19 protein-coding genes are annotated in these 24,850 nt (G+C 32.6%); 16 read left to right on the forward strand and 3 right to left on the reverse strand.

Translation table 11 applies throughout. The annotated features are described in order from the left end of the window. The first annotated feature begins 24 nt into the window (after positions 1-24). From QLS65_RS08600 to QLS65_RS08615, 4 genes are all read left to right on the forward strand, one after another. On the forward strand, positions 25-861 hold the full coding sequence (locus tag QLS65_RS08600; protein ID WP_282716787.1) for a methyltransferase domain-containing protein: 837 nt from the start codon (positions 25-27) through the stop codon (positions 859-861). 25 nt (positions 862-886) lie between these two features. Further along, complete coding sequence (locus QLS65_RS08605; RefSeq protein WP_282716789.1) at positions 887-1,093, forward strand: hypothetical protein; 207 nt, start codon at positions 887-889, stop codon at positions 1,091-1,093. Beyond that, complete coding sequence (gene trxA, locus QLS65_RS08610; RefSeq protein ID WP_099715796.1) at positions 1,086-1,385, forward strand: thioredoxin; 300 nt, start codon at positions 1,086-1,088, stop codon at positions 1,383-1,385. The genes QLS65_RS08605 and trxA overlap by 8 nt, the downstream gene beginning before the upstream one ends. 148 nt (positions 1,386-1,533) lie before the next feature. Then, positions 1,534-2,265 (forward strand): LOG family protein, encoded by a 732-nt coding sequence (locus tag QLS65_RS08615; RefSeq protein WP_282712047.1) that lies wholly within the window; start codon positions 1,534-1,536, stop codon positions 2,263-2,265. Positions 2,266-2,271: 6 nt separating this feature from the next. Here QLS65_RS08615 and QLS65_RS08620 read toward each other — a convergent pair whose 3' ends face one another. The 3 genes from QLS65_RS08620 to QLS65_RS08630 form a co-directional block, all read right to left on the reverse strand. After that, complete coding sequence (locus QLS65_RS08620; protein WP_282712048.1) at positions 2,272-4,416, reverse strand: PAS domain-containing hybrid sensor histidine kinase/response regulator; 2,145 nt, start codon at positions 4,414-4,416, stop codon at positions 2,272-2,274. A gap of 68 nt (positions 4,417-4,484) precedes the next feature. Beyond that, entirely contained in the window at positions 4,485-7,802 is a 3,318-nt protein-coding gene (locus tag QLS65_RS08625) for a chemotaxis protein CheB (RefSeq protein ID WP_282716791.1), read from the reverse strand. Positions 7,803-8,277: 475 nt separating this feature from the next. Further along, on the reverse strand, positions 8,278-14,316 hold the full coding sequence (locus QLS65_RS08630) for a PAS domain S-box protein (RefSeq protein ID WP_282716792.1): 6,039 nt from the start codon (positions 14,314-14,316) through the stop codon (positions 8,278-8,280). Between the two features lie 400 nt (positions 14,317-14,716). On the opposite strand from QLS65_RS08630, the gene QLS65_RS08635 reads away from it, so the two are divergent. The 12 genes from QLS65_RS08635 (at position 14,717) to QLS65_RS08690 (ending at position 24,772) form a co-directional block, all read left to right on the forward strand. Continuing rightward, a complete protein-coding gene (locus tag QLS65_RS08635; protein ID WP_282712052.1) occupies positions 14,717-15,172 on the forward strand; it encodes a MarR family winged helix-turn-helix transcriptional regulator in 456 nt (151 codons plus the stop codon). Positions 15,173-15,184: 12 nt separating this feature from the next. Next, positions 15,185-15,817, forward strand: a complete 633-nt coding sequence (locus tag QLS65_RS08640) for an NAD(P)H-dependent oxidoreductase (RefSeq protein ID WP_282716794.1) — start codon at positions 15,185-15,187, stop codon at positions 15,815-15,817. A 48-nt stretch (positions 15,818-15,865) separates the two neighbouring features. Continuing rightward, positions 15,866-16,435: a YceI family protein gene (locus QLS65_RS08645; protein WP_282716796.1), complete on the forward strand. Its 570-nt coding sequence runs from the start codon at positions 15,866-15,868 to the stop codon at positions 16,433-16,435. Positions 16,436-16,778: 343 nt separating this feature from the next. Next, a complete protein-coding gene (locus QLS65_RS08650) occupies positions 16,779-18,179 on the forward strand; it encodes an anthranilate synthase component I family protein (RefSeq protein WP_282716798.1) in 1,401 nt (466 codons plus the stop codon). Positions 18,180-18,273: 94 nt separating this feature from the next. Then, positions 18,274-18,840 carry an anthranilate synthase component II gene (locus QLS65_RS08655; protein ID WP_282716800.1) on the forward strand — a complete coding sequence of 189 codons (567 nt, stop codon included), beginning with the start codon at positions 18,274-18,276 and terminating at the stop codon, positions 18,838-18,840. Between the two features lie 74 nt (positions 18,841-18,914). Next, entirely contained in the window at positions 18,915-19,907 is a 993-nt protein-coding gene (gene trpD / locus QLS65_RS08660; RefSeq protein ID WP_282716806.1) for an anthranilate phosphoribosyltransferase, read from the forward strand. Positions 19,908-20,009: 102 nt separating this feature from the next. Further along, positions 20,010-20,789 carry an indole-3-glycerol phosphate synthase TrpC gene (gene trpC, locus QLS65_RS08665; protein ID WP_282716813.1) on the forward strand — a complete coding sequence of 260 codons (780 nt, stop codon included), beginning with the start codon at positions 20,010-20,012 and terminating at the stop codon, positions 20,787-20,789. A 2-nt stretch (positions 20,790-20,791) separates the two neighbouring features. After that, positions 20,792-21,448: a phosphoribosylanthranilate isomerase gene (locus QLS65_RS08670; protein ID WP_282716815.1), complete on the forward strand. Its 657-nt coding sequence runs from the start codon at positions 20,792-20,794 to the stop codon at positions 21,446-21,448. 4 nt (positions 21,449-21,452) lie between these two features. Next, the gene (gene trpB, locus QLS65_RS08675; protein WP_282712060.1) at positions 21,453-22,634 is read left to right on the forward strand and encodes a tryptophan synthase subunit beta; all 1,182 of its coding nucleotides are present in this window, start codon (positions 21,453-21,455) and stop codon (positions 22,632-22,634) included. A gap of 129 nt (positions 22,635-22,763) precedes the next feature. Then, positions 22,764-23,081, forward strand: coding sequence for a gamma-glutamylcyclotransferase family protein (locus QLS65_RS08680; protein ID WP_282716817.1), 318 nt, complete (start codon positions 22,764-22,766; stop codon positions 23,079-23,081). A gap of 122 nt (positions 23,082-23,203) precedes the next feature. Then, complete coding sequence (trpA, locus tag QLS65_RS08685) at positions 23,204-23,965, forward strand: tryptophan synthase subunit alpha (protein ID WP_282716819.1); 762 nt, start codon at positions 23,204-23,206, stop codon at positions 23,963-23,965. A gap of 174 nt (positions 23,966-24,139) precedes the next feature. Then, positions 24,140-24,772: a porin family protein gene (locus QLS65_RS08690; RefSeq protein ID WP_282716821.1), complete on the forward strand. Its 633-nt coding sequence runs from the start codon at positions 24,140-24,142 to the stop codon at positions 24,770-24,772. Positions 24,773-24,850: the final 78 nt, after the last annotated feature.

Raw genomic sequence — 24,850 nt, forward strand, 5'->3', positions numbered from 1 at the left:
AAGCAATTAAAAAAAAATGAAATTATGGAAGATATAAAATGTTGTGTAGTTTCCTGCGATAAACCACTAGACGCATCTTATTGGGAATCGCAATACGAAGCCAAAACTACCGGTTGGGATTTAGGCAAAGTATCGCCACCCATACAAACATATGTAGATACGATTGCCGATAAAAATTGCAGTATTTTGATTCCCGGTTGTGGAAACAGTTATGAAGCCGAATATCTTTTGGAACAAGGTTTTACAAACCTAACCGTTATAGATATTGCGGCAACACCTGTGGCAGTTTTAAGAGAAAAGTTCAAAAACAATCCTAATATTCAAATCATACTGGGTGATTTCTTTGAACATAAAGGGAACTATGATTTGGTTCTTGAGCAAACTTTTTTCTGTGCTTTGCCTCCAACAATGCGTCAAAAATACGTTTGGAAAATGCATCAACTTTTGGCTGATGAAGGAATTTTGGCGGGATTATTGTTCAATAGAATGTTTGAATCCGGTCCTCCTTTTGGCGGAAGCAAAGAAGAATATGAACTGCTTTTTACAGCTGCTTTTGACTTTTTGAAAATGGATGTTTCTGAAAATTCAATTGCACCAAGAGCGAATTCTGAATTGTTTTTCGAATTAAAAAAGAATAATCAGGTAGTGGTTAATTTATATGAATTTGAAGGAATTACCTGTAATGGCTGTATGGAAACCATCACAAAAAAGTTAACCAAAATTGACGGTGTATTAAATGTAAGCATCAGCAGTAACTTTGCTGAATTATTAATTGTCAGTAAAAATGAAATTGCAATCGAAGTATTGCAAGACGTTATTTCTTATGATGAGAAGTATAAAATCAAAAAAATAAATCCGTAAAATTAAATTCTTTTTTTCGAAAAAAATGAAAGCATTAATATTTACAAATTGGCATCTTATGCGCTGGGTTTGTCTGGTGTTTGCCTTATTTTTATTCGCTCAAGCCTATATTTTAAAAGAGTGGATGTTCATTGGTTTTGGACTATTTTTCTTCATTCAGGTCATTTTTAATTTGGGTTGTGGTTCTAATGGTTGTACTATTCCTAACAATAAATACAATAAAGATGAATAATTTCGCTACGATTATCAATTCAGACAAACCGGTCTTAGTAGACTTTTTTGCCACATGGTGTGGACCTTGCAAAATGCTCAGTCCCATTTTGAGAGAAGTAAAAGACAGCTTAGGTGATAATGTTTCCATCATCAAAATTGATGTGGACAAAAACCAGCAAATTTCAAGTCAGTATCAGGTTCGAGGTGTTCCAACGATGATTTTGTTCCAAAACGGAAAACAATTATGGAGACAATCCGGTGTAGTATCCAAAGAGGAAATCATCAAAACTATTTTGGAAAAAAAGCAATAAATAACCCAAAGCATTTGCAGCTTAGCAGTTACTTTTGGGAGTGATTATTGAACTTTTGGCAACACATTTTTTTTCAAAAAAAGCATCATCTAAGTTTTGTTTTATACTTTCAGAATTTAATTGTTATTTTTCCTAACTTAGGCTCACTATGGAAAAACCACGCCAATACAGACTTTCAAAATCTGAATCATTATTTGTAAGAGGACCTTTGACACGATTAAAAAATCTTTTTTTTACTTTCAAAGTCCAATACAACTTCATTAGAGCTTTTCAAAAAATGCATTTTATTGGTCCTTGTGTTACTGTTTTTGGTTCAGCCAGATTTGGTCCGGAAACAGAACATTACAAAAGTGCTGAAAAAATTGGTGCCGAAATTGCCAAATTAGGCTTTACCGTAATGACAGGTGGCGGTCCAGGAGTTATGGAAGCCGCAAATAAAGGCGCCTATGAAGCAGGAGGTTATTCAGTGGGATCTAATATTGTGCTTCCTATTGAACAGAAACCAAATCCCTATTTGCACAAATGGATTTACATTCCGTACTTTTTTGTGAGGAAAGTTATTTTAATAAAATATTCCTATGCATTTGTTGTCATGCCTGGAGGAATAGGCACGCTGGACGAATTATTTGAAGCGCTGACACTGATTCAAAATAAAATAATTAATAATTTCCCTATAGTAATTTTTGATACCGAATATCATAAAGAACTGTACCATCACATTCAAGTCATGTCACAAAATGAGAGCATCAGTCCCGAGGATATGAGCCTTTTATTTATAACTGACTCCGTTGAGGAATTGATTGAGCATCTTAAAAAACATGCTATCAAAAAATTTGGTTTAAAAAAACTTGAGTACAAACCAAAACAGTGGTTTAGATAAAAAAAATTAATTTTTTAACCATTTAAAAAGCACCTTTTCTAAGTTAGCTCGTATAATGGGTTTCGAAATATAATCATCCATTCCTGATTCTAAGCACTTTTCCTTTTCGCCTAACATTATTCCTGCAGTTAAGGCAATTATGGGAATATTATTGTATTTCTTTAGCTGTTTAATTTCGGCAGTAGTTTCATAACCATTTTTATGTGGCATTTGAATGTCCATTAAAATTAAATCCAGTTTCTCTTTTTTATACAGTTTAATTGCTTTTTTACCATCAGATGCTTCTAAAATTGTACTCCCTGGAAGTATTGATTTAAGTAATGTTTTTACCAATAGCATGTTGATTTTATTATCCTCGACAATTAATATTTTCTTGTTTGATAAATTTTTAATTGATGGAATCTCTTCCTCTACCTCAGCATAATCATTAAAATCTTTTGAGTTATTTTTATGATTTGATTTTTCTAATTGAACCGTGAAGAAAAACTCACTTCCTTCGCCAAAATGACTATTCAGTTCTAACTTACTGTTCATTAGAGCTAAAAGCTGGTTTGTAATAGCCAATCCTAAACCTGTTCCTCCAAATTTTCGCGTAATTGTATTATCTTCCTGTATGAAGGATTGGAATATTTTTTCATGATTTTCATCTTTTATTCCAATACCAGTATCCTTAACCAAAAATTTCAAATGACATTGATTTTCATTTTCTGAAAAAACTGCAGTAACATTTAACGCAACAGAACCTTCTTTTGTAAATTTCATCGCATTACCAATTAAATTCACAAGAATCTGTTTCAATCGAACAGAATCAACTAAAACATATTTAGGCACCGTTGCATCAATATTTACTATTAAATCTATACAGTTTGTTTCTGCTTGGTATTTAAAAATATCGACTACATGATGAACGAGATCAAAAAGATTAACCTCCTCAATATTTAATTCTAATTTACCGGATTCAATTTTTGAAAAATCTAAAATATTATTGATAATTTCAATTAATATTATAGCTGATTCATGAACAGTATCCATATACTCGGCCTGATTTTTATCCAGATTAGTTTTCATCAACAAGTCCGTAAAACCAATAATTCCGTTTAGTGGAGTCCTTATCTCATGGCTCATGTTAGTTAAAAAACCAGATTTTGCTCTATTCGCTGCTTCTGCTTGATCTCTGGCTATAATCAATTCAATTTCTAATTTTTTTAGCTCCGTAATTTCAATAAAACTGATCACAACTTCTGCTATTTCACCTAAATTATTAAATACGGGAAAACCATTTATCAAAAGCCATTGAATGGAATCGCTCTCGTTTTTTTTGATTCCAATTATGAAATTCTTTACAGGTTTTCTAGTATTCAGAATTTCGTTTACCGGATAGTTATCAGGAGTCAAAGGCTTGTTATTTTCTTTTATAAATTCCCAATCAGGATTAAAAATCTGTTTCCCATTCATCTGATCTTTATCTAACCCTATCAATTCCGAAGCTTTAGGATTAGAAAAAATTATCGAATTGTCTTTATCATGCAAGATAATCCCAACATCAAGATTGTTTAATAATTCTCTGTACCGTTTTTCGCTTTCTCTCAGAGCACATTCTGTCAATTTGAGTTGTGTAATATCCACCGCAGTAATTAGAGCTTCATTTCTATTTTCAAAAAGCACTGCTGTGAGGTAAACATTTATAGTAAAATTATTCTCTAAAAACAGTTTTACTTCACAACATTCTTTTCTATTACTATGGAAAACATTACTTAAGAATTCATTGAAGATTGGCTTTGTATCATCTGAAATGAAAAAACCAAATTGACTGTTTATTAATTTTGACCTGTCTTTTTGTAATAATTGGGAACCGGTAAGATTGAGTTGTGCTATTTTTCCTGAATTTGTTAGTGTAAAATAACCTGAAGGAGCAAAATCATACAATTCAGTATATTTTTGCATAGCCATTTCGGCTTCTTCTTTCGCAAGAATCAGTTCTTCCTTTTGCATCTCCAATTCTATCTGATGCACTTCTAGTTCATGGATCAGTTTTAATGTTTCCACTTCTGAAAGTTTAGAATCAGTTATTGAATGATTTTGTTGTTGCAATTCCTCTGCTTTCTGTCTCAGGATTATTTGAGCTTCTGATTTATTTCTAATATTTTCCATGAGTACTACTTTTTTAAAAATACTTTTATTCTTGTTTACAATTGGAAATTATATGCTCATTACATTTTTTACACTAGAATTTCATGTATAAAAATTTGAATATTTTTTTGATTACCAATAAAATACATCGTACTAACCAGTTCAATATTGATACTTTTCTTAGTTGCCGTTTCAATTTTCATGTAACGAGAACTAAACATTTTTTTCTGACTTAATTCTATAAATTTTTCTTTGCTTAGGATATTATCTTTAAAAAAATTAACTGACCAGATTTCTTTTCCAATAAAATCTTCTTTTGAAAAGCCTGTTAAATCTGCTAAAAAAGGATTGATTGCATTTATTTTCCCGGTTTCGGCATCAACAAATAAAACACCATCATTAACCGATTCAAATAGATGTTCGTATCTGGTTTCAGTATTGACCAATGCATCTTGGACAAAAACACGATCCGAAATATCCCGGATAATGCATTGAATCACTTTTTTATTATTGACCAGATACACATTGCTTACAAACTCAACATTAATTTTTTTTCCCTTAGCTGTCTCCAGCGGTAAATTCTCATAACGGACAAACTCTTTTTTTTGCAATTCTGAAAACTTATCTTTATTGGCTACAAAATCTTTCAAAGAACCTATTTCCCAGATAGATTTTTCAATTAATTGTTCATGGGAATACTCTAAAATATCTTCCAAAAACGGATTTACGTCTATTATTTTTCCTGTTTCAAAATCAAGAATTAGAATTCCATCTTTAGCAGATTCAAATAAACGACGGTATTGATTTTCCATCTTTAGAAATTCTTCGGCAAGTTTTGCAGTTGTGATATCCGTAAAAGTAATAACGATTCCATCAATACGATCGTCCAGCGTACGATACGGCATTATCCTTACATAATAATACCTACCACCATCTTTTGTAACGACTTCTTTTTGAACAGAAGTCAATGTTTTAATTACTTCAAGAGCATTGCTTACCATATCAGGATAATTCAAATCACAGACTAAATCTGTAAAAGGCCTTCCAGTATCAATTGGTCTTAATTTAAATATCTTGGTTACCGGATCCGTAAATCTTCGAATATTTAATTCCTTATCCAAGAAAAGAGTGGCAATTTCAGTACTGTTGAGCAGGTTTTTCATGTCATTATTGGCCTGTTCAAAATCAATTAATTTACTTTGAAGTTCAGTATTAACTGTTTGTAGCTCTTCATTTAAGCTTTGTAGTTCTTCCTTTGAAGTGGTTAGTTCTTCATTAGTAGATTGCAGCTCTTCATTGGTGGATTGCAATTCTTCATTAGTCGATTTCAATTCTTCCTGAGAAGTTTGCATCTCTTCTCGAAAGCTGTTTAAATCCTCATTACATCGTATCAATTCGGCTTCGAGTTCTTTCTGTTTTCCGGAAACATATTGCTTTTTTTGTTTTGGAGAACCTATTTCTGTTTCTGAATCTACAACTACATCATTGAAGACCAATAGAATCATTCCTTTAATTGCCTCCGGACTTTCAATTTGTTGAACTGTTAAATTTACAAAATGAAATTTTCCCTCCTCCACTATTTTGACATTATCAATTTTTATAGGACTGAAGCTTTCTGAAGCTTTTCGAAAAGCTCCAGGTAATTCATTGATTAAGCCTTCGCGTGCCATAGCATGCACATTCCAGTTTGCTTTACCGGCAACTGGTTCCAAATATTTCCCTGTTCTTCCGGTAATATAAATAATATCTCCTTTACTATTAACTAATACACTTGCAGGTGAAAAACGTTGAAGTAAAATTTGGTCTGTAAGAGTTTGTATGTTTTCAACAACCTTAGTTTCTTTCATAGCATCAGTAGTTAATTTTTTTGTTTGTGGAAAAGAGCTTGGAAAGTTAGTAAATTCAGGAGCTACTGATTTTAAAGTACGTTTAAAAATTTTTAATTTAGAATCAATTACTTCAAATCCATTTATACTGCTATTTATCGTTTCTGCAGTTCCAAGTACCATTATACCACCAGAATTAAGACTATAGTTAAATAGCGTTATTAATTTATTTTGCAATTGAGATTCCATATATATCAACATGTTACGACAAGTTAACATATCTAATTTAGTAAAAGGAGGATCTTTAATAATATCATGCGGTGCAAATACAATCAGTTCTCTGATGGAAGTATTCACGCGATATCCTGATTTTTCAACAGTGAAAAACTTACTAATCCGTTCCGAAGAAATCTCTTTGACTATACTAGACAGGAAAATACCTTTTCTAGCTTTCTCAATGGCGAATACATCTAAGTCAGTAGCAAAAATCTGGAGTTTAATATTTTTTTCCTTTCTTATTTTTTCTAGGGCCTCCTCAAAAACAATCGCCAGAGAATACGCTTCTTCCCCGGTAGAACAAGCCGAAACCCAAACTCGAATAGTATATCCGTTTGGTAACTCTTTCAAAAGATTTGGAATAACATCTTCTTTAAGTTTGTCCCAAACAGCAGTATCTCTAAAAAAACTTGTTACACCTATTAATAATTCTCTAAAAAGCAACTCGATTTCTTTGGGATTTTCCTGCAAGAAACGAACATAGGATTGTACTTTGTCGATTTGATGTACTCCTTTCCTCCTTTCGATGCGGCGAATCAAAGTGTTTTTTTTATACAAAGAAAAATCATGTCCTGTTTGCTCGCGCAATAAAATTATAATCTTATCAATACTACTTTTCGTTTTAGTGAGTACTTCTGAATCGGTATTTATTTTAGGAAAATATTTGAGTAAGTTAATTAGTTTTGCGGGCAATTCTTCAACTGGAGCAACAACATCTGCTATAACGGCATCTATTGCATTGCTAGGCATACTATTAAATTTTGCCGAGGCTGGATCTTGAACAAGTACAACTCCGTTTTTTTCTTTAATAGCTTTAAGTCCTAAGCTTCCGTCAGATCCCATTCCAGAAAGAATGATTCCTATACTTTTCTCCATACGGTCCAATGCTAATGACCTGAAAAAAAAATCTATTGGCAAACGCAACCCACGAGATTCAATAGGTACAAACAAATGTAGTTTTCCGTTTAATATTGATAAACTTTTGTTAGGAGGAATTACATATACCGTGTTTTGTTTTACTTTGAGCGAATCAGTTGCTTGTAAAACTTTCATTAGTGTCATTCTTTGCAACAACTGAGGCATAATTCCAACATGTGTAGGATCTAGATGCTGAATAACCACAAATGCCAAGCCGAGGTTATTTGGCATATTTTTAAAAAACAATTCTAATGCCTCAAGGCCGCCTGCTGATGCTCCAATACCAACTATTGGAAGATCACTGTTATCGGCAATAGACAAGCTTGAATTTAGTTTCAAATCAAGAATTTTGCCTCCCCCTTGGCTGATTTGATCATTTTTTATCATCTCGAAATTAGAATTTCTATCTTTTATTAGTTGAGTTGGATTTTTGTTTCAATAATTGTTTTTTTTAACTTTGAATATTATTGAGCGGCAGGTTTACTCTTTTTTAAAATTACATTTTTACAAAAGTAAAAATGATTAGAAAACTTGTTACATATAACTTAAAAATCACTTTTAATTTAACAATTGTTTATTCTTTTTTAAAATAAATTAAATTTTAACACTTATCTCAATTACACATTTCAATATTTTTTGATAATATATTATTTTTAATTAAAATAATTAACTAAAAAAAATCGTAAAACATGTTAAATATAGGCAAAAAATATTTTTTCTACAAATAAACACAAAACTAAATAAATAAACATTCCATAAAAAAGAAAAAATTTATATTCCTTTATAGATTCTAAAAAATTAAATTTCATAAAAAAAGGTGAACTTTATAGAACACCTTTTTTATGAAATTTTAAACATACAACTAACTTTTAGTCAGCCATTTGTATAATACTTTTTCTAAATCCAACTGAATTATTGGCTTAGGCAAGTAATCATTCATCCCTGCTTCAAAACATTTTTCTTTATCACCAACCATTATTCCGGCGGTTATTGCTATAATTGGAATACTTTCAGAATTTTTTAATTGCCTAATTTCGTCTGTTGCTTCATATCCATTTTTATTTGGCATTTGAATATCCATCAAAATCACATCTGGTTGTTCTTTTTTATAAAGTTCGACAGCCTCATTACCATCCTTTGCTTCAAAAATAGTACAATTAGTGATAATTCTTTTGACTAATGTTTTGGCTAAAAGCATATTAATCTTGTTGTCTTCAACAATTAAAACTTTATTATCTTTCAAAATATGCAGTGGAGTAATGACCTCTGCTTGAATTGTCATTGCCAATAATATATCTGCAATTTTTTTATGATTTGCCTTTTTGAATTTTACCACAAAAAAGAAATCACTTCCATCTCCATATTTACTGATTAAATGCAATTTACTGTCCATTAAGGCTAATAACTGATTTGAAATAGCTAACCCTAATCCAGTACCCCCAAATTTTCTATTGGTAGAGTTGTCTTCTTGGACGAATGAATTGAATATTTTCTCGTTATTGTCTGTTTTTATTCCTACACCGGTATCTTTTACAGAAAACTTTATGGTTGACCATTTTTTATCTGAAACCTCTATTTCATTAATATCCAATCTTATCTCTCCAAAATTGGTGAATTTTATGGCATTACTTAAAAGATTTACCAGTATTTGCTTCAACCTTACAGAATCAGCATGAATATATTGTGGAACGTTTTTATCTATGTGAAGTATTAAATCTATTTTCTTTTGATTTGCTTGAAATTTAAATAAATCAATTACCTGATTTGTCAATTTAAAAAGATTCACTTCTTCAATATCTAACTCTAAATTCCCAGATTCAATTTTAGAAAAATCTAAAACATCGTTAACAATTTCCATCAATGATGTCGCTGATTCATTAACCGTAGTCATATACTCTGACTGATTTTTTTTCAGATCTGACTTCATTAATAAATGAGTAAAACCAATTATACCGTTTAATGGAGTTCGTATTTCATGACTCATGTTAGCAAGGAAATCTGTTTTGGCTTTATTAGCTCCTTCAGCCTGTTCCTTGGCGCTTATAAGTTCCATTTCCATCAATTTTTGCTCTGTGATATCAATAAAACTAATTACAATTTCATTTATAGTACCATTAGCATCAATATCAGGGAATCCATTAATTAAAAGCCATACAACATCTTTATTTATAGGACGATTGACCCCAACTTTTAAATTCTTGATTGCTTTCTTATTAGCTACAATTTGGTTTACTGGATAATTTTCAAACTGCATTACAGAGCCGTCTTCATTCAAAAACTTCCAGGACGGATCGAAGGCGGTAATACCTTTCATTTGATCATCAGTTACACCTAATAATTCTGAAGCCTTTTGATTGTTTACAATGATTGAAGTATCTAATGAATGGACTACAATACCTGCATCTAGATTATTTAACAAACCACGGTATCTCTCCTCGCTTTTAAAAAGAGCATAATCAGATTGTTTCGCGTTGGTAATATCTCTGGAAAGACAAATGAAATGTATATCATGATCTATGCTTTCCTGCATAGGTGCTACAGAAAGTTCAAACCAGTGCAAACCGGTCTCTATTTGTAGTGAATACTGTCTTCCTGCTGAAAATCCTTTTTCTGAAGCTTCCCTTATAGCTGACAGGCACAAATTCGCGGCATCAGAGGGCAATATCTCAGTAAAGTTTTTTCCTAGAAATAGATTAGCTGGCACTGCCAATAAATCATCTCGACGAGAATGGTAGTTAAAAATTTGACCTTTTAGGTCTACTTCAAACAACAAATCAGGAATGGCTCCAAGTATAGCTTCCAGTTTTTTATGCATTTTCTTAAAATCATCGTCTATTTTCTTACGTTCACTGACATCTCTTACTATCGCTACTATACGCCCGTCACTAATCATTTTAGCCGTAATTTCCACAGAAATAAATGATTGATTCTTGTGAAGCATCTTGCGTTCAATCAAGGTTTGCTCACCATTTAGCAATTCTTTATACATTATGGGTCTGGCTACGAGCTCCTCTTTAGTATACAAATCTGTTAAGTTTTTTGTACACAATTCCTGCTTAGTGTATCCTAGCATAACGCAGGCACTATCATTTACTTCGAGTAAATTTCCAGAAACATCATTAATAAAAATAGCATCGGAAGCTTGTTCTATTAGGCTTTTGTATTTTTCCTCACTGTTTATTAATTGCTCTTTTACATTGATTAATTCAGTAATATCAAGCATCGAGCCTATGTATCGAATTGCTTTACCTGATTCATCCCTAATAATACTGGCACGATCATAAAAATTACCATAACTGCCATCGCCTTTCAAAAAACGAAATTCATCTGACCAAGTATTTGAAGTTCCTGCATAAACATCTTCCAGTTTTTTTATAACCCTTTCTTTATCGTCTGGATGAAGTCTTGATCTCCATATAATGGTATTATTCACATTACTTGGTTCATTACTTCCAAAATTAAAAAGATCTATAAAAACTTTATTATTCCAACTTTGACCGGTCAACAAATTAACTTCTGATATGGCATCATTTGTAGCAACTGAAATTCGCTCAAATCGTTCATTAGCAATCCTGATTTTTTCTTCTGCTTTTTTAATTTGAGTTAAATCTAAGCCCATTCCCAGTATACATTTTTTGCCTTCATATTCGATGGCAAGGGAATTGATATAATAAGGGATTTTATTTTTTACTTTTGTATAAAACTCAATTTCAATTCCCAGCAATTTATTTTCAACTCGTTTTAAACTATTTTCTAATACTGTCTTTATTCTTATTCTAACTTTTTCTTTTTCTTCTTTATCAAAGAAATCAAGTGGACTCATTTGGGCTATATCCCCTTCATCATACCCTGTTACATCCTCAAAATTTTTGTTCCATTTGACAAATTTCCCAAATTCGTCATAGAGATAGAAAACGCCCGGAAGATTATTAATTACTGTTTCTGAAAGCTGTTTTTCTTTTAAAATTAGATCTTCTGCAATTTTACGTTCCGTGATATCCGTTATTGTACCAATATACCCTATAATTTCGTTTCTTGCATTTTTCTCGGGTATTGCTTGTCCCATCACCCAAGCAATAGAACCGTCAGGACGCACAAAGCGATACTCTGATAATGATATTTCTTGATTATTTGATGCATTCTCCCATCCTTCAAATAATGTTTTTTTATCTTCTTCATGAACCGCAGTAAACCAGCCATTACCTATGGCTTCCTTAAATGACAATCCGGAAATTCGGCTCCAATATGGATTAACATACGTTGTATAGCCTGTTACATCTGTACGAAAAATTCCTACAGGAGAAACTTCAGTCAGTGTATGATATCTTTGCTCACTTTCAAATATGTCTTCTTCGCTTTTTTTGCGCAAAGCTTCTTTCTCAAAAATTTCTAATGCGAAAGCAACATCTCCGGTTGCTTCCTCCAATAAAGCAATTTCCTCTTCATCAAAAAAGTCTCTTTCATCCGCATAAAAAGAAAAAGCACCAATTACCTTTCCGAATTTTTTTATTGGAACCGCCATTGATGATAAATATCCGCGTAATAATGCTTCTTTCTTCCAAGGTCGCATCATAGAATCGTTTTCAATATCATTGCAAATAACCGATTCACCTTCTCTAGTGGCACGACCAGTTGGACCGCTTCCTTCCAGTTTATCATCTATTGAAATCGTTTTAATTTTAGAAAAATAATCTTTATCATCTCCTGCAATCATTACAGGAAACACGTCATGTGTCCTTTCGTCTATTAGTCCTATCCAAGCCATTCTAAACTTACCTAAATCCACCGCAATGGTACATGCCTCTCTAAACAAGGTTTCTTGATCAGTCGTGCGAACAATCATTTGGTTTATTTGACTGATAAACAAGTAAAGTCGATTGGCTTTAAGGATTTTCTGTTTTGCCAAAATTCTTTCGGTAACATCTGTAATAATTCCATGACAAATTACTGTTCCTTCAGGCTCTACCACCGGTAAAGAATTTACTTCATGCCAAACCATTCCTTTTGTTGGATGAAAATAACGGTATTCTCCTTTGAGAGGAATTAATTTTGTCTTGGTTTTAATAATACTTTTCATAACAAAATCTACATCTTCGGGATGAATGAGATTAAAAATTTTATCGGCATCATTCTCTATATCTTCAAAAGTAAAACCATAGATTTCCTCAATGGCATTACTGGCATAAGGATAACATAAGCTGCCATCTTTGTTTTGACGCATGGAATAGATTAATCCAGGCGAAGTTTCGGCAATTTTAGAAAACTTATCTCTTTCGGCTTTGAGCAGTTCTTGCGCTTTTTTAGTCTCCGTAACGTCTCGCATGTTTGTTACAATACCAGCTATTTCTGGATCATGCAACAAATTATTAACAAAACCTTCCATCCAGATATAATGCCCTTTTTTATGTTTCACCTGAAGTGAAATAGGGATAGGAACACCCGGATTTGAAATCGCATCCTTCATAAACTTTTGAACACTTGCAAGATGGTCCGGATGAACAAAATCGATTGCTGATATTATTTGAAACTCATCATGAGACCAACCTGTAATTCTCTTTCCTGATTGACTTCGAAAAAGAACATTTAAATTCTCGTCTACTAAGGATACAATATCTTGATTGTTTTCTAATAAGGCTTTGAAGCGTCTTTCGCTTTGTGCAATCTTCTCCTCTGAATTTTTCTTTTCAGTTATATTTTTAACAAATCCAAGAAATCTGTTTTCAGAAAGTTTTACCGCATCAACAAAACACCATATCACTTTTCCGCTCTTATGACGAATTTTTATTTCTCCTTTAATAATCCCCTTCGTTTGGAGCACTTCAAATTTATTAATTGTCTGTTCGAATTGATCATTTAAAGACAAATCTCCAAATTTCATTTTTAAAAGTTCCTCTTCAGAATAACCTGTTAATTGAATTGCAGCTTCATTAACTTCTATATAGTTTCTCTGCCCATCAATCACAAAAACTCCATCAGGAGCATTCTCTATATAATTCTTAAATTTAGTATTGCTTTCTTCCTCAATTAATTTTAACTTATGTTTTATTACTGCGGCTTCTTGATCTTTTACAGATTCCTCAATTTGTTTTTTTAGAGTGATATCCTGTGTATTTCCTCTTAATGCAAAAACGTTCCCATTATTATCAATCAATGGAATCACTATAGCATGTACCCATTTTTTTCTATTAGTTGATAATATGACACTTTGTTCTACTTCAAATTGTTTTTTATCTAAAATAGATTGATCTATTTTAGATAAAAAAAATGCCACATCATCTTTAGAAAAAAGATTTAAAAATTCTTGAAACAAATTTTGGTCAGGCTTCATTTCAATTTCATAAATCGAATACAATTCCTTAGACCAAATCATTTTTTTAGTTAATAAATTAAATTCCCAACTCCCCATCTTGGCGATTTTTTGGGCTTCATTTAATAATTTTTCATTCGAGATTAAATTTTCTTGATTTTTTTTTATTTCTGAAATATCCCTACCTATTCCATATACAAATTCTTGTTTGGGAGAGACTGTAATTGTCCATTGTATGGTTACAACATTAGTATTTTTACTTACGTATCTGTTTTCAAAATTAACCGATGATTGAGATTGAGTTAACAATATTGTCTCCTGACTTGTTTTAGCAATATCATCCGGATGAATAAATGTTAAAATGGGATTAGTTAGTAACTCTTCTTCCGAATACCCTAATATTTTTATAAAAGCTGGATTAATCTCTTTAAAAAAACCATCAAAACCAGCAATACAAGCTAAATCCTGAGATCCTTTTTGGTAGAAATCAAAATTACTAGCGGACTGTTCTTTTTTTAATAAACGATTTATTTCTGATTCTTGGTATTCAATCTTACTGAGTAAATCGTCATAGGAAGGTTTGTCTTTATTCATACCTATTAATTTCTAATAAGTGTTAAATATAACAAATTTTAATTATAAATAAAAAAGGTTTTTATTTATAATAGTTACTCGAAGACATTCAGTACTATTGATTTAATATTAATTATACTTCCCAATTTTATTTTTCTCAACTATTTAAAAGTGTACAATTATTGAAAAAATCATGCCTGAAAAATTAAAATAAATTATACTTTTAAAAAGAGTTAACCGAAAAAATTCGGCTTAATTATTGGTAACTATTTATACCAAATCTAGAAACTGATTTTTTATGTTGTACCAAAACAGTTCTTAACCATCTCGTAAAAATTATTTAACAAAAAAATAACTAACACTTGTATATACAAATAAAAAATGTGTTACATTTGTACCAACAAATTACATATATACAAATATGAAAATTGAAGAGATAATAAAATCAACTGTACCGATGGATAATTCGAAAAAAATTATCCTCAACGTTCTGTATACGCAAAACGTGATAACAGATAATTTTAATGAATTATTAAAGCCTTATGACCTATCCGGAGAACAATATAATGTTTTGCGCATATTGAGAGGCCAAAAAGGAAACCCGGCAAACATGTGTGTAATTCAAGAACGAATGTTAGCCAAGACAAGTAATACAACTCGATTGGTAGATAAACTACTGCTAAAAGATTTTGTAACTCGAAAAGTCTGTCCAGAAAACAGACGAAAAATAGAGGTCCTGATTACACAAAAAGGGCTGGATGTTTTAAAGGAATTAGATCCTAAAGTAATTGCACACGAAGAGTTGTTTTCAAAAAACTTAAATGCTGAAGAAATAGATCAATTAAATCAATTATTAGAAAAATATAGAAATCAATAAATAAAACACATTATGAGTACTTTCCTAGAAAATCAAAATTGGAGATATGCAACAAAGAAATTTGATGCAACAAAAAAAATAACTACAGAAGATTTAAATACTTTAAAAGAAGCCATTCGTTTGAGTTCTTCATCTTATGGATTACAACCGTATAAGGTTATTATCGTTGAAAATCCAGAATTAAGAGCAAATCTTCAACCAGCGGCATGGGGACAATCTCAAATTGTAGAAGCATCACACTTAATCATTTTTGCAAATGAAACTAAACTTGATGAGGTAGCTATAGATGAATATATTAAAAACATAAGCCTTACCAGAAATACACCAATTGAAGCTTTAGCAGGTTATGGTGACTTCATGAAATCCAAAATTACTTCTCTTACTCCTGAAGAAAAAAATATTTGGACAGCAAAACAAACTTATTTAGCTTTGGGAAATCTATTGAACGTAGCGGCAGAACTTAAGATTGATGCTACTCCAATGGAAGGTTTTGTTCCTGAACAGGTGAATGAAATATTAGGGCTTGACAAATTAGGATTGAATGCAACTTTAATCGCTACTCTAGGTTACAGACATGATGAAGACGCAACGCAACATTATAAAAAAGTTAGAAAATCAAACGAAGACTTATTCATTACATTATAAATAACTAATTCAATATATTAATATTAATCTAAATTCAAATTCAAACACATGAAAAATTTCAAAACAATCGCATTAGCATTAGTAGTAGTTTTGTCTACTTTATCAGTAACTGCACAAACTAAAAAAGTTGATGCTACAAAAAGTTCTATCAACTGGACTGGAAAAAAAGTAACTGGACAACATGAAGGTACTATCAATATTAAAGATGGTGCATTAGTTTTCAAAGGAAAAAAATTAATTGGTGGTACATTCAATGTAGACATGAATTCAATTGTAGTTACTGACTTAAAAGCAGGTCAAGGTAAAGAAAAACTAGAAGGTCACTTGAAAGCTGATGACTTTTTTGGAACTGATAAATTTGCAACAGCGACTTTAGTTTTCAAAAAATTAGTTACTAAAACTCCTAATGCATATACTGTAACTGGAGATTTAACAATTAAAGGGATAACTAAACCAGTTACTTTTGATTTAACTACAACTGCTAATACAGCTACAACTAACGTAAAAATTGACAGAACAAAATACGATATTAAATATGGTTCTGGAAGTTTCTTTGACAGCTTAGGAGACAAAGCAATCAATGATGATTTCAATTTAGCTGTAGACTTGAAATTCTAATTTCATCTCATAAAAACATATTAAAACCCTAACAAGCAATTGTTGGGGTTTTATCTTTTATAAACCGGGCTCATTAGTTTATTTCACAAAAAAATAAAAAAATCATTAATTTTTTTGTTTAATTCTATTTGGAAAACCAAAATACCTTCCTATATTTGTTTCAAGAAATAAAACATGAAAATAATTTTAAACAATACTTGGTGGTGGAACAATTTACGTCAATCGTCGTGAACAAAGCTTCCTGTAGTATCATTAAACTATAAATATAAAAGGCTTGTCATCACGACAAGCCTTTTTTTATGCTTTATTTATTTGCTATCCAATAATATTAAAAATTTATATTTTGAAACCGTACTTACTAAATACAAATTACAAACAAATCCTTGCAGACACTATTACTCCTGTAAGCGTCTATCTCAAAATTCGTGATAAATTCCCCAATAGCTTACTATTGGAAAGTAGTGATTATCATGGGAATGACAACAGCTTTTCTTATATCTGTTGTAATCCCATAGCTTCAATAAAAATAGAAAACGAAACCATTCATAAAATTTTTCCTGACGGCAGTTTTGATAAAATTACAATTGATTCTACTACTGATATTCCAGCGGTAATTCAAGAATTTTCCGGTCAGTTTAAATCCGAGAAAAACGATTTTAAATTCATCAATAATGGCCTTTTTGGATATATTTCATACGATGCTGTTCGTTATTTCGAAAAAGTATCAATCGCTAAAAAAGAAAATAGCAATACCATTCCCGATGTTTATTATGCCGTATACCAAAACATCATTGCCATCAATCATTTCAAGAATGAAGCATATATTTTCTGTCACAGTTTAGACGGAAAAAATAACATTTCAGAAATCGAGCAATTATTACAATCCCGAAATATTGCTTCTTATAAATTCTCTAAAGAAGGAGAAGGTTTTTCGAATCTAACTGACGAAGAATTCAAACATAATGTGGCTTTAGCCAAAAAGCATTGCTTTAGAGGTGATGTGTTCCAATTAGTTTTATCCAGAAGGTTTACCCAAGGCTTTAAAGGCGATGAATTTAATGTTTACCGTGCATTGAGAAGCATCAATCCATCTCCTTATTTATTCTTTTTTGATTACGGGGATTTTAAAATATTTGGTTCTTCACCTGAAGCCCAAATTATTGTCAAAAACCGTAAAGCCGAGATTCATCCTATTGCTGGAACTTTTAAACGAACGGGTGATGATGAAAAAGATGCTATTCTTGCCAAAGAATTGTCAGTAGATAAGAAAGAAAATAGTGAGCATGTGATGTTAGTCGATTTAGCTCGAAATGATTTAAGCAGAAACGGTCATAATGTAAATGTAGAGAAATACAGAGAAGTACAGTTTTTCTCGCACGTAATTCACTTGGTTTCAAAAGTGACGGGACATTTGCATAAAAATGCGACAACGATGCAAGTTGTAGCTGATACTTTTCCGGCTGGAACATTAAGCGGTGCACCAAAACACCGAGCGATGCAACTGATTGAAGAGTATGAAAAAACCAATAGAAATTTCTACGGAGGCGCGATTGGTTTTATGGATTTTGAAGGCAATTTTAATCACGCCATTATGATTCGGACTTTCCTGAGTAAAAATCACCAATTACATTCTCAAGCGGGAGCCGGGATTGTCGCCAGTTCAGATGAAGAAAGCGAAATGCAGGAAGTATACAATAAATTGAGAGCACTAAATGCAGCTTTGGATTTAGCGGAGACAATATAAAATAATTTAAAGATTCAATAATTTAAGAATTTAAAGATTGCTGAAACACTCGAATTTTTCAATCTTTTAATCTTTTAATTTTTCAATAATAAAAATGAAAAAAATACTAGTCATAGACAATTACGATAGTTTCACTTATAATTTAGTGCATTATCTGGAAGATTTAGATTGCGAGGTAACCGTTTATAGAAACGATGAATTTGACATTGACGAAATAGCAATCTTCGACAAAATTCTTCTTTCTCCGGGACCTGGAATTCCGGATGAAGCAGGATTACTGAAAGAGGTAATCCGAAAATATGGGCCTACCAAAAGTATTTTTGGAGTATGTCTGGGACAACAAGCTATAGGCGAAGTATATGGAGGAACGCTTTCAAACTTAGATAAAGTATATCATGGTGTTGCCACCAATGTAAAAACAGCAGTAAATGATGAGCTTTTATTCGAAGGGTTAGGAAGTGAGTTTGAAGTAGGTCGTTACCATTCTTGGGTGGTAGACAACAATTTACCAGATGTTCTTGAAGCGACTTCATTCGACGAAAACGGACAGGTAATGTCGTTACGCCACAAAACGTATGATGTGCGCGGTGTACAATTTCATCCTGAAAGTGTTTTAACTCCAAACGGGAAAAAGATATTAGAAAATTGGGTGAAAAATTAGTCATAAAGTCAAATGTCATAATGTCGAAAGACTTTTAAGACCTTCAACTTTAAACTTTAAGACATATTATAAAAATGAAAAATATATTAAACAGATTAATCAATCACGAAATGCTTTCGGCGGCAGAAGCAAAAGAGGTATTGGTTAATATATCAAACGGGAGTTACAACACGAGCCAAATTGCTTCTTTTCTGACCGTTTATATGATGCGCAGCATAAGCATAGATGAACTTTCGGGTTTTCGTGAAGCCTTGTTAGAATTGTGCATCCGAGTTGATTTATCAGCTTACAATACTATTGATTTGTGCGGAACCGGTGGTGATGGAAAAGATACTTTCAATATCTCAACTTTGGCTTCATTTGTAGCTGCCGGAGCTGGAATAAAAGTAGCTAAACACGGAAATTACGGAGTATCTTCAATTTCTGGATCAAGTAATGTAATGGAGAAACTAGGAATCAAGTTCAGTAATGATACTGATTTCTTGGAAAAATGCATGGACAAAGCAGGAATTTGTGTTTTACACGCGCCATTATTTCACCCCGCTATGAAAAATGTGGGACCAATTAGAAAAGAATTGGCAGTAAAAACCTTTTTCAATATGTTGGGACCAATGGTAAATCCATCATTTCCACAAAATCAGTTGGTTGGTGTTTTCAACTTAGAACTGGCCAGAATGTATGCGTATTTGTATCAAAACACAAATACTAATTTCACTATCCTACATTCGCTTGACGGTTATGACGAAGTTTCCTTGACGGGTCCTACAAAAACAATTACCAGTTCCATGGAAGGAATGCTTCATCCGGAAGATTTTGGTGTTCGTCTTTTGCTGCAAAGCGAAATCGAAGGAGGAACAACCATCGAAGAATCGGCTCAAATGTTTACCGATATTATTTCAGGAAAAGGAAATGAAGCCCAGAATAATGTGGTTTGTGCCAATGCTGCAATGGCAATTGCTACCGTTACAAAATGTTCTCCTTTAGAAGGATTTCAAATAGCGAAAGAAAGTTTATTATCCGGAAAAGGACTTGTAGCTTTGAAAACATTACAAGAATTGAGTAAATAAAATAGTTTAAAGTTTAAGGTTTAAAGTTCTGAAAATGAATAATTACAAATAATGAACAACTTTAAACGTTAAACAAAGAAAACGTTAAACAAAGAATTAAGAATGAATATTTTAGATAAAATCATAGTTGACAAAAAAAGAGAAGTCGTTCTCAAGAAATCAATCATTCCCGTTTCACAATTGGAAGCTTCTGTTTTCTTTGAGAAAAAGACTATTTCTTTGAGTGATAATTTAAGAAACAGCACATCAGGAATTATTGCGGAACACAAACGCCGTTCGCCTTCTAAAGCAGAAATCAATTACAGCTTTACGGTAGAAGAAGTTACTAAAGGATATGAAAATGCTGGTGCTTGTGGAATTTCGGTTTTGACAGATGGAAAATATTTTGGTGGTTCATTAGACGACTTGCTTTTGGCAAGAGCCACTGTAAACATTCCATTATTGAGAAAGGAATTCATTGTCGATGAATACCAAATATTAGAAGCAAAAGCCCATGGAGCCGATTTAATTTTACTAATTGCAGCGGTTTTAACGAGAGAAGAAATCAAATCATTATCTGAATTTGCCAAAAATTTAGGCCTCGAAGTTTTACTGGAAGTGCACAATCAGGAAGAACTGGAAAAATCGATTATGCCCACATTAGACATGATTGGTGTGAACAATAGAAACCTAAAAACATTCGAAGTGAGTTTGGATTTCAGCAAGCAATTGGCAGCACAAATTCCAGATGATTTTGTAAAAGTTTCTGAAAGCGGAATTTCATCCATAGAAGCTATTAACGAATTAAAACCTTTTGGTTATAAAGGATTTTTAATTGGAGAAAACTTTATGAAAACGGATAATGCCGGTAAAGCAGCAACGGAATTTATATCAAAATTATAAAGATGAAACTCAAGATCTGCGGTATGAAATATCCCGATAATATTCTCGAAGTGGGCGCGCTCCTACCCGATTATATGGGATTTATTTTCTGGGAGAAATCGTCTCGATATTTTGATGGTGTGATTCCAGATTTACCAAAATCAATTAAAAAAGTAGGCGTTTTTGTAAATGCAACACAAGAAGAAATTCTTGAAAAAATAGTAAAATACGATTTGCAAGCCGTTCAATTGCACGGACAGGAATCGGTTGAATTTTGTTTGGATTTGAGAGAGAATCTGAAACAAGCTCAGATTGAAATCATAAAAGTATTCTCTGTTGATGACACTTTTGATTTTGAAGTACTCAAACCGTTTGAAGCCGTTTGTGATTATTTTCTTTTTGATACCAAAGGAAAATTACCAGGCGGAAACGGAACCACATTTGACTGGAAAGTATTAGAAAAGTACCCGTCGAGCAAACCGTTTTTCCTGAGTGGCGGAATCGGAATGGAGGAAATGGAAGCGGTGAAAGAAATTTTAAAAACCAATTTACCCCTTTACGCCATTGATGTAAACAGTAAATTTGAAATAGAACCGGGATTAAAAAACATAGAATTATGTAAAAATATACGTAGAGACGCACTGCAGTGCATCTCTACCGATAACAAAATAAAAAAATAAAATTATGTCATACAACGTTAACGAAAAAGGCTATTACGGAGAATTTGGAGGCGCCTTCATTCCTGAAATGTTATATCCAAATGTGGAAGAATTACGTCAAAATTATTTAAAAATTACAGCTGAACCAGAATTCCAAGCTGAATTTGATGCTTTGCTAAAAGAATATGTAGGTCGTCCTACACCACTCTATTTTGCAAAACGCTTATCAGAACAGTATAACACTAAAATCTACTTAAAAAGAGAAGATTTATGTCACACTGGTGCGCACAAAGTCAACAACACCATTGGGCAAATTTTATTAGCAAAACGTTTGGGCAAAAAAAGAATCATTGCCGAAACCGGTGCTGGTCAACATGGAGTTGCAACAGCTACAGTTTGCGCGTTAATGGGATTGGAATGCATCGTTTATATGGGAGAAATCGACATCAAACGTCAGGCGCCCAATGTGGCCCGCATGAAAATGTTGGGTGCCGAAGTTCGTCCGGCAATGTCAGGTTCAAAAACCTTAAAAGATGCTACTAATGAAGCCATTCGCGATTGGATCAACAACCCTATTGACACCTATTATATCATTGGATCTGTCGTAGGACCGCATCCTTATCCAGATATGGTAGCGCGTTTCCAAAGTGTTATTTCAAAGGAAATCAAAGAACAATTGCTGGAAAAAGAAGGTCGTGAAAATCCGGATTATGTGATTGCTTGCGTAGGTGGCGGAAGCAATGCTGCCGGGACGTACTATCATTTTCTAGATAACGAAGACGTTACTATTATTGCGGTCGAAGCAGCAGGACTAGGTGTAGATTCAGGCGAAAGTGCCGCAACTTCTGCCTTAGGGAAAGTAGGTGTTATTCACGGTAGTAAAACCTTGTTGATGCAAACTACGGATGGCCAAATCACCGAGCCCTATTCCATCTCGGCAGGACTAGATTATCCGGGCGTAGGTCCTATGCACGCTAATTTATTTGCAACAGGAAGAGCACAATTCATTTCCATTACAGATGACCAAGCTATGCAATGGGGAATCAAATTATCTCAAATGGAAGGACTCATTCCCGCCATTGAAAGTGCGCACGCCTTTGCTGTTTTGGACGAAATGAAATTCAAACCAGAGGATATTGTAGTCATCAATCTTTCCGGTCGCGGCGACAAAGATTTGAATACGTATATTGATTATTTTAAACTATAACAAAAGCATAATTTGGGCGTTCCCAAAGGGTCGGGCTGTCCGCTATATCTTTTTCATGGCAGAAAAAGCCATAAAAAAGGATGCCGCTTCCATCCCTAACGCAGACAAATAACTAGAAAAACACTATTTATGGAACAGCTATTCTCTTACGGTACATTGCAGTCAAAAGAAATTCAGATGCAGGTTTTTAATAAACTATTAAGCGGAACTGAGGACAAGCTTTTAGGATACAAACTAAAAGATTTTCAAATAGAAGAAGAATTTGGAATGGAAGATTATTTTGTAGCCATTCCAAGTGAAAATCCTTCGGATGCAATAAATGGTATCGCTTTTACTGTAACCAACGAAGATCTCATAAAAGCAGATCAATTCGAATCTAATGCGTATAAAAAAATTCAAATAACATTGCAATCTGGACTAACGGCCTGGATTTATATTGAAAGTTAATAATCCAGAAAAATAGTTCCGATTTAAACAACCTACTAGCTTTCTAAAACCAAATTTTGAATACAAAATTAATACCCACAAGATTATGGAAACCTAGCAGGAATAAATAAAATTATATTAAAATGAACAGAATAAATCAAAAATTACAAGAAGACAAAAAGATACTTTCCATCTATTTCTCTGCGGGATATCCTAACTTAAATGATACCGTACAAATTATACAGGATTTAGAAAAAAATGGTGTGGACATGATTGAAATTGGATTGCCTTTCAGCGATCCATTGGCTGATGGACCTACGATTCAAGCCAGTTCAACCCAAGCGTTGCATAACGGAATGACCACACAAGTGTTGTTTGACCAATTAAAAGACATTCGCAAAACGGTTGCTATTCCTTTAGTGATTATGGGGTATTTCAACCCAATGTTGCAATACGGAATAGAGAATTTCTGCCAGAAATGTGCGGAGATTGGAATTGACGGATTAATCATTCCTGATCTTCCCGTTGATGTCTATGCCGATGAATACAAAGCTACTTTCGAAAAATATGCCTTGAAAAATATATTCTTGATTACGCCACAAACTTCTGACGAGCGCATCCATTTTATTGACAGCGTGTCTGATGGTTTTATTTATATGGTAAGTTCCGCCAGTGTTACGGGGTCGCAAACTGGTTTTGGAAGTGTTCAAGAAGATTATTTCAAACGCATTGCAGGAATGAATCTAAAAAATCCTCAAGTAATTGGTTTTGGAATCAACAACAAGGAAACTTTTAACCAAGCTACGCAATTTGCCAAAGGCGCGATTATAGGTAGTGCTTTCATCGCACATTTAACCGAAAACGGAACCGGAAAAATTGAAGAGTTTGTACAAGCGATTCGATAAAACAACTTCTTTTATATAAATATTAAACGGCGTTTAAAGTTCATTTAAACGCCGTTTTTTTGTGGTCGAACAATATTTAATTTTAATTTTTTATAAGATTATTTTTATATATTTGATACAATATAAAACTATGCAGATAGTTTTTATTTACATTTTAAATTAATGAAAAACCAGATGAAAAAATATATTTTAACTACAGTTATAGTATTTGTATTTACCTTGACTAATGCACAAAAAATCAAATTTGGTGCAAAAGCAGGGTTAAATATTGCAAATTTAACAGGATACTTTCCTGACAGCTCACCTTTAACTGGTTTTAATATAGGTGTTTTTGGCGAAATAAAAATTACTAATAAATTTGCAGTCCAACCTGAATTATTATTTTCTACGCAAGGTAACAAAATGAAAATACCTGTGCTTGATATTTCTTCCGTTTTTCTTTATTCCTATGATGGCAAATGGAACTTATCCTATTTAAATCTGCCTGTAATGGCTAAATATTATATTCTAGATAAACTGAGTATTGAGACTGGGCCACAAATAGGTTTGTTATTAAGCGCAAAAGCAAAATACAGTTCAGATAAAGCATTACCATCATTAAATACATCTACAGCAGAATATGACATAAAAAATTATATTAAATCAGTTGATTTAGGTTTAAATTTTGGAGTCACTTATGATGTATCGAAAAATTTATCTTTTAATTTTCGTTACAATCTTGGCTTAGCAAATATTAATAATGAGCCAATGAGTAGCTCAAATATCAAAAACAAAGTATTGTCATTATCATTAGGATATAAATATTAATATTTACAAGAGCGTCCCGCTCTTAAACACTAATAAAACAGTATACCAACTAGCGCGAGCGTCCCGCTTGTGCCTATT

It is taken from the genome of Flavobacterium algoritolerans (assembly GCF_030010385.1).
Classification (GTDB): Bacteria; Bacteroidota; Bacteroidia; order Flavobacteriales; family Flavobacteriaceae; genus Flavobacterium; species Flavobacterium algoritolerans.